The following is a 12236-nucleotide window of genomic DNA, read 5'->3' on the forward strand; positions in this document are numbered from 1 at the left end:
GCTCGGGCAGCGGCCTGCGCTACAACTGGCGCATGCTCCTTCATGTCGTGCCCGCCGAGGAATGGACCGCCGACGCCGCCGGTCCCTACGCCCCGGCCTCCCTGGCCTCCGAGGGCTTCGTGCACTGCTCCGCGGACGAGTCCGCCGCGCTCGCCGTCGCGAACGGCCCGTACCGCGCCGTGGAGCACCTGCTGGTGCTGGTGATCGACGAGTCGCTGCTCACCGCCGAGGTCCGCTGGGAGGGTTTGCGGGACACGCTCTTCCCACATGTGTACGGACCGGTCGAACGGGCATCCGTGACCGCGGTGCTCGCGGTACGGCGCGACGCGGACGGTCACGCACGGGAGCTGACGCCCCGGGTCTGATCGCCGTACCCGCCGATCGCTGGGCCGGGGGACGGACACCCTCTGCGCGGTTGCTTCACCGGCCGTGCGGGGAACGTCAGGATGCTGGTGCCCCGGGTGGTCGGGGCGATGAGCGCCCCGAACGAGGGAGAATGGCATGGACACGCGCCGAAGGTCGGTCCTGGCGGCGGGAGCAGCGGGAGCGGCCGCGCTGGTGACGGGCTGCGGGGACGGCGACGGGGGTGACGCGCCCGCCACGCAGACACCCACCGACGGGGACACGGCGTCGCCGCCCGGCGAGGAGCTCGCGAGGACGGCGGACATCCCGGTCGGCGGCGGAACGATCTTCAAGGAGCAGGAGGTCGTGGTGACCCAGCCGACGGCGGGACAGTTCAAGGCGTTCTCCGCGATCTGCACGCACCAGCGGTGCACGGTCGGCTCGGTCAGCGACGGTCTCATCAACTGCCCTTGCCACGGCAGCAAGTTCCGCATCGAGGACGCCTCGGTCGCGGCGGGCCCGGCGACCAGGCCGCTGCCGGCGAAGCGGATCACGGTCTCGGGGGACTCCATCCTGCTGGCATGACTGTCGGAGCCGTGCCATAGCCTCGCGCGCATGACTCCCGAGACGCTCGTCCGCGACCACACGATCTACTCCTGTGTCATGGGGTCGCGGGCGTTCGGGCTGGCGACGGAGTCGAGCGACACCGACCGCCGCGGGGTCTTCCTCGCCCCGACCGCGCTGTACTGGCGTTTTGCCAAGCCGCCGACGCACGTCGAGGGCCCGGAGGAGGAGCGGTTCTCGTGGGAGCTGGAGAGGTTCCTCGAACTGGCCCTGCGCGCCAACCCGAACATTCTGGAGTGCCTGCACTCGCCGCTCGTCGAACAGGTCGACGACGCGGGCCGCGAACTGCTCTCCCTGCGCGGAGCGTTCCTGTCGCGCCTGGCGCACGGGACGTTCGTGCGGTACGCGGACGGGCAGCGCAGGAAACTGGAGGCGGACGTGCGGCAGCACGGCGCGCCCCGCTGGAAGCACGCGATGCACCTTCTCCGGCTGCTCGCCAGCTGCCGCGACCTGCTGCGCACAGGCGAGCTGGTGATCGACGTGGGCGCGGACCGGGACCGGCTCCTGGAGGTCAAGCGGGGCGAGGTGCCGTGGGAGCGGGTGGAGTCGTGGATGACCCGCCTGTCCGAGGAGGCCGACTCGGCGGCGCACGCCACCCCGCTGCCGCCGGAGCCGGACCGGGCACGGGTGGAGGACTTCCTGGTGCGGGTCCGGAGGGCGTCAGCGCGGTGAGACGACATTCAGCCCGGCGCGGGCCGCGCATTCGGCTTGGCGCTTGTCGTAGGTGACGAACGCGTCCACGGCGCTGCCCAGTTGCGCCGCCGCGACGGTCATGCATCCCAGAGCTCACCCAGCGCCACCAACTCCTCCCGGTATTCGATCCGCTCCGCCCACTGGGCCGGCCATGCGTCCGCGCCCAGGTGCGCCCCCGCGAACGCGCCCGTCAGGCAGGCGAGCGAGTCCGAGTCGCCCTTGGTGCAGGCGGCGCGGCGCAGAGCGGTCACCGGGTTCTCGGGGAACATCAGGAAGCACAGCAGGGACGTCGCCAGTGCCTCCTCCGCGATCCAGCCGTCGCCCGTGGCCAGGCACGGGTCCAGCTCCGGTTCGGGTGAGCGCAGGGCGGCCGCCACCCGTTCGAGTATCTGCAGGCACTCGTCCCAGCCGCGGGCGATGAAGGCCTCGGGTGTCGGGTCATGGCTGTACGTCCACAGGTTGCCGAGCCAGCGCTCGTGGTAGCGGCCGCGGTTGTCGTACGCGTACGAACGCAGCCGGCCGACCAGGCCGGTGGGCTCCGCGCCCTGGGCCAGCAGCTGGACCGCGTGCGCTGTCAGGTCGCTCGCCGCGAGCGCCGTGGGGTGCCCGTGGGTGAGCGCGGACTGCAGCTGGGCGGCGCCCGCGCGCTGCTCCGCGCTCAGGCCGGGCGCGAGTCCGACCGGGGCGACCCGCATGTTGGCGCCGCAGCCCTTGGAGTCGATCTGGCTCGCCTCCTGCCACGGTCGGTCGCCGTCCAGCTTCCGGCAGGCGACCATGCAGGTGCGACCGGGAGCCCGGTTGTTGTCCGGCGAGTGGTACCAGTCGACGAACTCCTCGCGCAGCGGGCGCAGCAGCCGGGAGCCGACGAGCAGCCCGCGCTCCATGGCGGTGCGCAGGGCCCGGCCGAGTGCGAGCGTCATCTGGGTGTCGTCGGTGACGAAGGCGGGCTCGGGCAGTTCCATCTCCCGCCACGGTCCGCACTTGGACAGGATCGAGGGCACGTCGTTGAACTCGGTGGGGAAGCCCAGCGCGTCCCCGAGCGCCAGGCCGACGAGTGAACCCGTGGCGGCCCGCTTCGCGGTGGTCATGGCTGCCGTCCTTCCGGTCGCATGAGTGGTGGGTGCAGTGCCGACGCGCTGCCCGCCCGGTAGAGGGCGGCCGGCTTGCCCCGGCCGCCGGTGCGGCGCGGTCCGCCCTCGACGGCCTCGACGAAGCCGGGGGTGGCGAGGACCTTGCGCCGGAAGTTGGGCCGGTCGAGCTCGACGCCCCAGACCGTCTCGTACACCTGCCGCAGTTCGCCGAGCGTGAAGCGAGGAGGGCAGAAGGCGGTGGCCAGGCAGGTGTACTCGAGCTTGGCGCCGATCCGGTCGTGGGCGTCGGCGAGGATGCGGTCGTGGTCGAAGGCGAGGCGCGTGGCCCGGCCCAGGGGCGTCCAGCGTGCGCGGGCCGCGTCGCCTCCGCCGCGCGGTTCGGGCAGATCCGGTAGGAGTGCGGTGAACGCCACGGAGACGACACGCATGCGGGGGTCGCGGTCCGGTTCGCTGTAGGTGCGCAGCTGTTCCAGGTGCAGACCGGCCGCGGTGCGCTCGGACAGACCGGTCTCCTCGGCCAGTTCGCGGCGGGCGGCCGTCTCGGCGGACTCGTCGGGCAGGAGGAAGCCCCCCGGCAGTGCCCAGGCGCCTCGGTAGGGCTCCTGGCCGCGTTCGACGAGCAGGACGTGCAGCGCTCCCTCGCGGACGGTGAAGACGGCGAGGTCGACGGTGACGGCGAAGGGCGGGAAGGCACCCGGGTCGTAGCGCTGCATCAGCGGCGCTCCGGCAGGGGGTCGGCGAAGTGCGGGCCCTCGTCGATCAGCGCGTCCACGGCGGCGACGGCCCGTGCGAGGCGCTGCTCGTGCGGTCCGGTGAGCTCGACCGTACGGCGGCCGGTGCGGGCCAGTTCCTCGCGGAAGCGGCCGGTCATCCAGGGGCGCAGATGCTCGCCGTCGCGCAGGCCGTCGTCCTCGAAGGCGACGCCCTCGTGGTCGGTGAGCAGCCACAGGTGCTGGGTGCGGGGTTCCGGGGCGGCGGGGTAGGGGCCGCCCATGTACCGCTCGTGCCAGATCGTCGTCGCGAAGGCGTCGGTGTCGCAGAAGAGCACTGGGGAGCCGGTGCGCGCGGCCTCCTCCTCCAGCTCGGCCTGGCGGCGGGCGATCAGCGGGAACTCCTCGGAGGCGAACGTGACGTCCGACCACTCCGCCCCGGGCCGTGCGGCACGCAGCACGGCGAGTTTGCGTTCGCTGAACTCCCGCCCGTACTCGGGCACGTACCGCGTCCGCGCCCACACACCGCCGCGCCCCCGGTAGTGCTCGGCGAGCGCCGCCGCCATCGTCGTGGTGCCGGTGGACTCGGCGCCGACGACGACCACGCGGCGGGCGAGGGCGGCGCGCACGGGCGACTCCAGGAAGTCCCAGCAGCCGATCGGGTCGTTGCGCACGGCCGTCCCGGAGACGGGGTGGCGGATGCGGTCGGGATCGACGCACACGGAGACGGCGCCGAAGCGGCGGCCGAGTTCGCCGCCGTACGCCTCCGAGGTGAAGACCGCGTCCACGGGCTCGGGCACGGCGGCGCGGAAGACGGCCATGTGGGCGTCCCGGACGGCGGGATCGGTGACATCCACCGGGATGTCGTCCATGGTTCCGACGACCCGCACCTCGGGGTGCACCTCGCGCATCCATGCGACACGGTCCGTGAGCGGGACGGACTCCACGGACGCCGCGCACACGAGCACGGTGAGCCGTCGGCAGCGGCCGGCCGCGGTGCGGACGAGATGGTGGTGGCCGGTGTGCGGCGGATAGAACTTGCCCAGCACCAGGCCGTGGCCGTAGCGGCTCATACGGCCACCTCCATGGGCCGTCCCCGTCCCGCGACCGCATCGCGCGACCAGTTGCGCAGGCCGATGACGCACAGCGTCATGAAGCCGATGTACAGCAGGGAGGTGAGGTAGAGCTCCTTGTACGCGTACAGCGGGATGTAGACGACATCGGCCGCGATCCACAGCCACCACGACTCCAGGCGCTTGCGGCACTGCCCGTAGGTCGCCGTCAGGGACAGGGCGGCGGTCAGCGCGTCCCAGAAGGGGACCGTCGAGTCGGTGGCGCGGTCGAGGAGGAGCGTGAGCACGAGGGTGCCCACCACCCCCGCCGTGAGCAGCCACCTCCACTCGGTGCGAGTGGTGCGCCGCACGGGCAGCGTGCCGGAACCTGGTCCACCCCCGTGGGTCCAGGTCCACCAGCCGTACACGGCGAGGGTGATGAAGACGACTTGCAGGCCGGCGTCGGCGTACAGGCCCGCCTGGGAGAAAAGCAGGATGAACAGCAGGTTGTTGGCGATGCCGACAGGCCAGTTGGCGATGTGCTGACGGGCGACGAGCCAGACGCAGAGCGCGCCGCTGCCGAAGCCGAGGACCTCCAAGGAGTCAATCCAGCTCACCGGGGTGCCGAGCGCGGTGAACAGCGGCTGCCGCAGGGGTTCGACGATGTCCGCGAGATTCACGCCCGCCCTCCTTAATAGTCAGGTTGACTATAAAGGTCGACCGGTGCGCGCCACAAGAGAAAAAGAGAGCCCGCGACCGGCAACGGTCGCGGGCTCCTGGGCGGTTCGCCGTACTACAGCGGTCCTACAGACCGACTTCCTTCATCAGCATGCCGACCTCGGTGTTGGTCAGCCGGCGCAGCCAGCCGGACTTCTGGTCGCCGAGCGTGATCGGCCCGAACGCGGTCCGTACGAGCTTCTCGACGGGGAAACCCGCTTCGGACAGCATGCGGCGCACGATGTGCTTGCGTCCCTCGTGGAGGGTCACCTCGACCAGGTAGTTCTTGCCGGTCTGCTCCACGACGCGGAAGTGGTCCGCGCGGGCGTAGCCGTCCTCCAGCTGGATGCCCTCCTTGAGGCGCTTGCCGACCTCGCGCGGCAACGGGCCCTGGATGGCGGCGAGATACGTCTTCTTCACGCCGTACTTGGGGTGGGTGAGACGGTGGGCCAGCTCGCCGTGGTTGGTGAGCAGGATGATGCCCTCGGTCTCGGTGTCGAGGCGGCCGACGTGGAAGAGCCTGGTCTCGCGGTTGGTGACGTAGTCGCCGAGGCACTGGCGGCCGTCCGGGTCCTCCATGGTGGAGACGACTCCGGCGGGCTTGTTCAGTGCGAAGAAGAGGTACGACTGGGTCGCGACGGTCAGACCGTCGACCTTGATCTCGTCCTTCTCCGGGTCGACGCGCGTGCCCTGCTCGATGACGATCTTGCCGTTGACCTCGACCCGGCCGGCGTCGATCAGCTCCTCGCAGGCGCGCCGCGAGCCCATGCCGGCGCGGGCGAGCACCTTCTGCAGACGCTCGCCCTCCTGGTCCCCGAACGTCTTGGGGGTCTTTATCTGCGGCTTGTTCGCGTACCGCTCGCGGTTGCGCTCCTCGATCCGGGCGTCCAGTTCACGCGGACGCGCCGAGGCCGTACGGCCGCCGCCCCGCTGCGGGGACTGGCGGGGGCCGCCCTTGGCGCCACCGCGGGCCGCGGCGCCACGGCCACGCTTGGGGCCCTCGGAGGTGCCGCCCACGTCGTAGGTGCGCTCCTCGGGGCGGGGGCGGCGCGGGTTGCTCGCGCCCTTGCCACGGTCGTCGCGGCTGTTACCGGCACCCCGGTAATTGCCGCGGCCGCCGCTGCTGCCGCGGCCGCCGCTGTTGCCACCACGGCTCCCGCCGTTGTTTCCGCTGCTGTTCCTGCCGCTGCTGCTTCGCATCAAATTTCCGTCTTGTCGTCTGCGTCTTCGAAATCCGGTGCATCCGGATCGAACGACGGAACGCCTTCCTGCGTCTCGGCCTCGATCGCGTCCGCCTCGGGAAGGAAGGGCGCGAGCTCCGGGAGCTCGTCCAGGCCGCGCAGGCCCATTCGCTCCAGGAAGTAGTTCGTCGTCCTGTACAGGATCGCACCTGTTTCGGGTTCCGTGCCCGCCTCCTCGACCAGACCGCGCTGAAGGAGGGTGCGCATGACGCCGTCGCAGTTCACTCCGCGCACCGCCGAGACCCGAGAACGGCTGACCGGCTGGCGGTACGCGACGACCGCGAGGGTCTCCAGGGCGGCCTGGGTGAGCCGGGCGTGCTGGCCGTCGAGGACGAAGCGCTCGACGGCCGCGGCATGCTCGGGGCGGCTGTAGAAGCGCCAGCCGCCCGCGACGAGCCGCAGCTCGAATCCGCGGCCCTGCACGGTGTACTCGTCCGCCAGCTCCCGCAGTGCGTCCGCCACGACCCTGCGGGGCTGCTCCAGCACCTTGGCGAGATGCTCCTCGGTGGCGGGCTCGTCGACGACCATGAGGACGGCCTCCAGTGCGGGCTTGAGCTCGCTCACTCCTTCTCCTCCACAACATGGTCGAACTCGTCTGTGACGGTCACCGTCGCGGTCCCGTCCCCGGCTGCCCAGGTGACGGTGAGCTCCCCGAGCGCCACCTCCTGGTCCAGGACGAGGGCCTTCTCGCGGTACAGCTCCAGCAGGGCGAGGAAGCGCGCGACGACGGTGAGGGTGTCGTCGACGCCCTCGGTCAGCTCGCGGAACGTGGCCGTGCCGCGCTCCCTGAGGAGGGCGACGACCACCTCGGCCTGCTCGCGGACGCTGACGAGTGGCGCGTGGATGTGATCGACGTACACCTGCGGCTTGGGCCTGGGCTGCATCGCCTTGACGGCCAGCTTCGCGAAGCCCTCGGCGCCGATGCTGATGACGACGTCGGGCAACAGCTCGGCGTGGTGCTGTTCGAGCCCTACGGTCCTCGGGAAGCGCCGGGCCTCGTCGTCGAGTCTCCGGTCGAAGATCTCGGCGATCTGCTTGTACGCGCGGTACTGGAGCAGCCGGGCGAAGAGCAGGTCGCGCGCTTCGAGCAGCGCGAGGTCGGCCTCGTCCTCCACCTCGGCGGCGGGCAGCAGCCGGGCGGCCTTGAGATCGAGCAGCGTCGCGGCGACGACCAGGAACTCGGTGGTCTGATCGAGATCCCAGTCGGCGCCCATGGCCCGGATGTGCGCCATGAACTCGTCGGTGACCTTGGAGAGGGCGACCTCGGTGACATCGAGCTTGTGCTTGGCGATGAGCTGGAGGAGGAGGTCGAAGGGCCCCTCGAAGTTCGCCAACCGCACGGTGAAGCGGGCGTCACCGCCCGGGGTGTCGCTTTCCGGGCCCTGCGTGCCCACCCCCGACCCGGCCCCCGGAGCGGCTGCCCCTGGGGCCACGGCCCCGCCCGCGACGCGCAACGCACCCTCGGGACCCGGTGCCTCCCGTGCGGAGTCCTCGGCCTGCCCTGCTCGCTCGTCCCCGTCACCCGGGGCCCCCTGGGGGACGCCCGCTGTCTCCGGGGCAGGGCCCAAGCCACCTCCGGCCTCCGCAAACCCGCCCCGGTTGGGCAACGCTTGTTCCTCTGTTGCCCGGCCATCGCCTGCCGGCTCCGCAGTCCCGCTGCCGCCGATCGGCGCGTCCTCCGGGCCACGGGCCCGGCCCGTGTCGGGGAGCGCGCGCACCTCGGGGTCCGGGGACCTCTCCCCGGTGCCGGGCAGGGGCGGGGCGGGGGCCGGCTCCGGCCCCGCGCCGTCGCGCCCCACGCACCCCTCAGGGCCACGGGTCCTTCCCTCGTCGCGCAACCCCTCCGGGACCGTGCCGCCATCCGTCACGGGGCCGGAGAAACCGCCAGCCTCCCGCCACCCGCCGCCGTCGGGCAGCGCCCGCACGTCGGGGTCCGGGGACTCGTCTTCAGCTCCGGGAAAAGGCGGGGCAGTGGAAAATTCCACCCCCGCGCCGTCACGCACCGCACGCACCTCGGGGCCAAGGGCCCCGCCCGCGCCGTGGAACGCACCCGGCTCCGGCTCCGGTGCCTCGCCCACCTCGCGCCGCAGGGCCGCGGGGTCCGAAACCCCGCCCGCGACGCGCACCGCACGCACCTCGGAGTCCGGGGACTCGTCCCCGGTTCGAAAACCCTCCACCCCCGCGCCGTCACGCACCGCACGCACCTCGGGGCCACGGGCCCCGCCCGCGCCGTGGAACGCACCCGGCTCCGGCTCCGGTGCCTCGCCCACCTCGCGCCGCAGGGCCGCGGGGTCCGAAACCCCGCCCGCGACGCGCACCGCACGCACCTCGGAGTCCGGGGACTCGTCCCCGGTTTCGGGAAAGGGCGGGGCAGGGGAAATCTCCGCATCGGAACCGGGACGCGGCGCGCCCCCCGCGCCCGGCCCCCGGCCCAGCGCGCGGCGGTGGGGCGGGCGGGACGTTTCGTCGGTCGGGGGCATCGTGGTCCAGGGAACGGCGCAGGTGTGCAGGCCCGCAGGCTACCGCGTCAGCGGCCGCGCAGGCGCCGTACCAGGATGCTCGCGTCGCCCCGCTGTTCCAGGTCCGCCAGCACCACCGCCACCGCCTCGCGGACGATGCGCCCGCGGTCGACGGCGAGGCCGTGCTCGCCGCGCAGCACCAGCCGCGCGTGCTCCAGGTCCATCAGTTCCTCGGCGGAGACGTAGACCGTGATCTTTTCGTCGTGCCGTTCACGGCCGCTGGGCCGGCGGTTGGCACCCCGCCCGCGTCTGCGCGGGCCGCCCGCGGCCTGCGCCTCGCCCGCAGGCGCCCGGCGGGCCTTCGCGTCCGGCGCCGTCTCCGCGGTCTCCGTGCTCCGGCTGCGTTCCTCCCGCGGACCCTCCGTCTCGGCAGGCGTCGAGTGCTCCTGCGAACGGGACGACGGCGTGCCGTCCGCCGCCGGGTCGCTCTCCCCCGCCGGCGCCGGCACCCGCGGCTCACCGTTCGTCTGCCTGCGCGGGGTCGACGCCTGCAGCGCCGTGCCCCCGGTCGTACGGAACAGCTCGTCGGCCCCGGGCAGACTCACTCGGCGTGACACCGGGCGAGCACCTCCCTGGCGAGCTGGCGGTAGGCGGCGGCGCCGACGGAATTGGACGCGTACGTGGTGATGGGCTCACCGGCGACCGTGGTCTCCGGGAAGCGCACGGTCCGGCCGATCACCGTGTGGTAGACGTGGTCGTCGAAGGCCTCGACGACACGCGCCAGCACCTCGCGACTGTGCACGGTCCGGGAGTCGTACATCGTGGCGAGGATGCCGTCGAGCTCCAGCTCGGGGTTGAGCCGCTCCTGGACCTTCTCGATGGTCTCCGTCAGCAGCGCGACACCGCGCAGGGCGAAGAACTCGCATTCGAGGGGCACGATCACCTTGTGAGCCGCCGTCAGCGCGTTGACGGTGAGCAGGCCCAGCGAGGGCTGACAGTCGATCACGATGTAGTCGTAGTCGGACATCAGCGGCTTCAGCGCACGCTGCAATGTCGACTCGCGCGCGACCTCGCTCACCAACTGCACTTCCGCCGCCGAGAGATCGATGTTGCTCGGCAGCAGGTCCATGTTGGGCACGGCGGTCTTGAGCAGTACCTCGTCCGCGGACATGCCGCGCTCCATGAGGAGGTTGTAGACCGTCAGGTCCAGCTCCATGGGGTTGACTCCGAGGCCCACGGACAGCGCGCCCTGGGGGTCGAAGTCGACGAGCAGCACACGCCGTCCGTACTCCGCGAGAGCGGCGCCCAGGTTGATGGTCGACGTGGTCTTGCCAACGCCGCCCTTCTGGTTGCACATCGCGATGATCTTCGCGGGGCCGTGGTCGGTCAGCGGACCCGGGATCGGGAAGTACGGCAGGGGGCGCCCGGTGGGGCCGATCCGCTCGCGGCGCTGACGGGCGGCGTCGGGCGCGAGGGTGGCCGCGTATTCGGGATCGGGCTCGTACTCGGCATCGGGGTCGTAGAAGTGCCCTTCGGGGACTTCCTCGTAGGCGGCGAAGTGGGTGGACTCTCGGCCACTCTCGTTGCCGGCCATGGCGTTCACGTGTTGGCCGTCCATCATCTTCATCGTGTGGGGTGTCGTCCTGTGCGTCGTGCGCTGGTGCGTCGCGAAGGGGCGTACAGCGACGGAGCCGACAGCCTCGAAACCGGTCGACGGGTGCCTGCCCGCCGCTTGGGGTCCCCCCACGCCCCCGGGGCTCAGGGGGCCCGTTCCTGGTTGACCACCCCCAGGAGTAAATGTCGACTCATTCACAAGTCGTCTTACCTCCTTGGACGTGACCAGGAAACTTATCGATAGGTCAGCGTGGCACCATGCCGACGGTTGGCGACTCTATGGCGTGTCACCGGTCCGCAGCAACACAATCCGCCGGACCCGGCCCGATGTGTCGGCAATCGAACACCACTCTGTCAAGGGCGCAGAGCCTCTTTCGCTTGCTCCCGGGCGCAGGTTTGAGGTGTGGGCGAAACGGTTAAAGGGTTATGTTCGAGGCGAGTTGAGCGAGCCTCGCAAACCGGGCGGACAAACGTCCGGCCGGACCTTGCGGGGCAAGGTCCGGCCGGACGCGTGATGTTGACGAATTCGGTTGACTCGTCAGCCGAGCAGCGCGCTCAGCTCGATGCTCTCGAGGCCGTGCGCTTCCGCGACCTCCTTGTAAACCACCTTGCCGTCATGGGTGTTGAGACCCTTGGCCAGCGCGGCGTCGCGGCGGAGCGCTTCGGCCCAGCCGTTGTTGGCCAGCGACACGATGTACGGAAGCGTGGCGTTGGTCAGCGCGTAGGTGGAGGTGTGGGGCACCGCGCCGGGCATGTTGGCGACGCAGTAGAAGACCGAGTTGTGGATGGTGAACGTCGGCTCGGCGTGCGTGGTCGGACGCGAGTCCTCGAAGCAGCCGCCCTGGTCGATTGCAATGTCGACAAGGACACTTCCGGGCTTCATCTTGGCGACGAGCTCGTTGGTGACCAGCTTGGGGGCCTTGGCGCCCGGGATGAGAACGGCGCCGATGACGAGGTCGGCCTCGACGACCGCCTTCTCCAGCTCGAAGGAGTTGGAGACGATCGTCTGCACCTTGGTACCGAAGATCTTGTCGGCCTCGCGCAGCTTGTTGATGTCCCTGTCGAGCAGGGTCACGTGGAAGCCCATGCCCACGGCGATCTGCGTGGCGCTCCAGCCGGAGACGCCGCCGCCGATGACGACGGCCTTGCCGGCCTGGGTGCCGGGGACGCCGCCGGGGAGCACGCCGCGGCCGCCGGCCGAGCGCATCAGGTGGTAGGCGCCGACCTGCGGGGCCAGGCGGCCCGCGACCTCGGACATCGGGGCGAGCAGCGGCAGCGCGCGGTTCGCGGTCTCCACCGTCTCGTACGCGATGGCGGTGGTGCCGGACTCCAGAAGGGCGTCCGTGCACTCGCGGGAGGCGGCGAGGTGCAGGTAGGTGAAGAGGGTCTGGTCCTTGCGGAGGCGGTGGTACTCCTCGGCGATGGGCTCCTTGACCTTCAGCAGCAGGTCGGCGGTGGCCCAGACCTCGTCGGCGGTGGCCAGGATCTGCGCACCGGCGGCGACGTACTCGTCGTCCGTGATCGAGGAGCCGACACCGGCGTTCTGCTCGACGAACACCTTGTGGCCGTTGCGCACCAGCTCGTGCACGCCGGCAGGGGTGATGGCCACCCGGAACTCGTTGTTCTTGACCTCGCGGGGGATACCGACCTTCACGTCGATCACGGTCCTTGGCTCAGGGAATGTTTCGGTCAA

At 71.4% G+C, this 12236-nt stretch carries 13 protein-coding genes; 3 read left to right on the forward strand and 10 right to left on the reverse strand.

Translation table 11 applies throughout. The features are described from left to right. The first annotated feature begins 32 nt into the window (after positions 1–32). The 3 genes from J7E88_RS31380 to J7E88_RS31390 all read left to right on the forward strand — a co-directional run bounded on the left by J7E88_RS31380 (position 33) and on the right by J7E88_RS31390 (position 1638). A complete protein-coding gene (locus J7E88_RS31380; protein WP_215186831.1) occupies positions 33–365 on the forward strand; it encodes a DUF952 domain-containing protein in 333 nt (110 codons plus the stop codon). A 136-nt stretch (positions 366–501) separates the two neighbouring features. Then, a complete protein-coding gene (locus J7E88_RS31385; protein ID WP_215186832.1) occupies positions 502–927 on the forward strand; it encodes a Rieske (2Fe-2S) protein in 426 nt (141 codons plus the stop codon). 30 nt (positions 928–957) lie between these two features. After that, positions 958–1638, forward strand: coding sequence for a DNA polymerase beta superfamily protein (locus tag J7E88_RS31390; protein ID WP_215186833.1), 681 nt, complete (start codon positions 958–960; stop codon positions 1636–1638). 98 nt (positions 1639–1736) lie between these two features. On the opposite strand, the gene J7E88_RS31395 is transcribed toward J7E88_RS31390, so the two are convergent. The 10 genes from J7E88_RS31395 to ald form a co-directional block, all read right to left on the reverse strand. After that, on the reverse strand, positions 1737–2747 hold the full coding sequence (locus J7E88_RS31395; protein ID WP_215186834.1) for an ADP-ribosylglycohydrolase family protein: 1011 nt from the start codon (positions 2745–2747) through the stop codon (positions 1737–1739). Beyond that, positions 2744–3463 (reverse strand): NUDIX domain-containing protein, encoded by a 720-nt coding sequence (locus J7E88_RS31400; RefSeq protein ID WP_215186835.1) that lies wholly within the window; start codon positions 3461–3463, stop codon positions 2744–2746. The genes J7E88_RS31395 and J7E88_RS31400 overlap by 4 nt, the downstream gene beginning before the upstream one ends. Then, on the reverse strand, positions 3463–4533 hold the full coding sequence (locus J7E88_RS31405) for an AAA family ATPase (protein ID WP_215186836.1): 1071 nt from the start codon (positions 4531–4533) through the stop codon (positions 3463–3465). Before J7E88_RS31405 ends, J7E88_RS31400 begins: the two co-directional genes overlap by 1 nt. Further along, positions 4530–5192, reverse strand: a complete 663-nt coding sequence (gene pnuC / locus J7E88_RS31410) for a nicotinamide riboside transporter PnuC (RefSeq protein ID WP_215186837.1) — start codon at positions 5190–5192, stop codon at positions 4530–4532. Before pnuC ends, J7E88_RS31405 begins: the two co-directional genes overlap by 4 nt. Positions 5193–5316: 124 nt before the next feature. Further along, on the reverse strand, positions 5317–6429 hold the full coding sequence (locus tag J7E88_RS31415) for a pseudouridine synthase (protein WP_215186838.1): 1113 nt from the start codon (positions 6427–6429) through the stop codon (positions 5317–5319). Next, positions 6429–6998 (reverse strand): SMC-Scp complex subunit ScpB, encoded by a 570-nt coding sequence (scpB, locus tag J7E88_RS31420; protein WP_251023496.1) that lies wholly within the window; start codon positions 6996–6998, stop codon positions 6429–6431. Before scpB ends, J7E88_RS31415 begins: the two co-directional genes overlap by 1 nt. Before the next feature lie 32 nt (positions 6999–7030). Further along, the gene (locus tag J7E88_RS31425) at positions 7031–8269 is read right to left on the reverse strand and encodes a segregation/condensation protein A (RefSeq protein WP_308307678.1); all 1239 of its coding nucleotides are present in this window, start codon (positions 8267–8269) and stop codon (positions 7031–7033) included. Positions 8270–8997: 728 nt separating this feature from the next. Next, positions 8998–9546 carry a hypothetical protein gene (locus tag J7E88_RS31430; RefSeq protein ID WP_308307675.1) on the reverse strand — a complete coding sequence of 183 codons (549 nt, stop codon included), beginning with the start codon at positions 9544–9546 and terminating at the stop codon, positions 8998–9000. After that, positions 9531–10676 carry a ParA family protein gene (locus J7E88_RS31435; protein WP_374196347.1) on the reverse strand — a complete coding sequence of 382 codons (1146 nt, stop codon included), beginning with the start codon at positions 10674–10676 and terminating at the stop codon, positions 9531–9533. Before J7E88_RS31435 ends, J7E88_RS31430 begins: the two co-directional genes overlap by 16 nt. A gap of 405 nt (positions 10677–11081) precedes the next feature. Continuing rightward, positions 11082–12197 carry an alanine dehydrogenase gene (gene ald / locus J7E88_RS31440; protein ID WP_215186840.1) on the reverse strand — a complete coding sequence of 372 codons (1116 nt, stop codon included), beginning with the start codon at positions 12195–12197 and terminating at the stop codon, positions 11082–11084. Positions 12198–12236 lie beyond the last annotated feature (39 nt).

Source organism: Streptomyces sp. ISL-10 (genome assembly GCF_018614575.1).
In the GTDB taxonomy this organism is placed as follows: domain Bacteria; phylum Actinomycetota; class Actinomycetes; order Streptomycetales; family Streptomycetaceae; genus Streptomyces.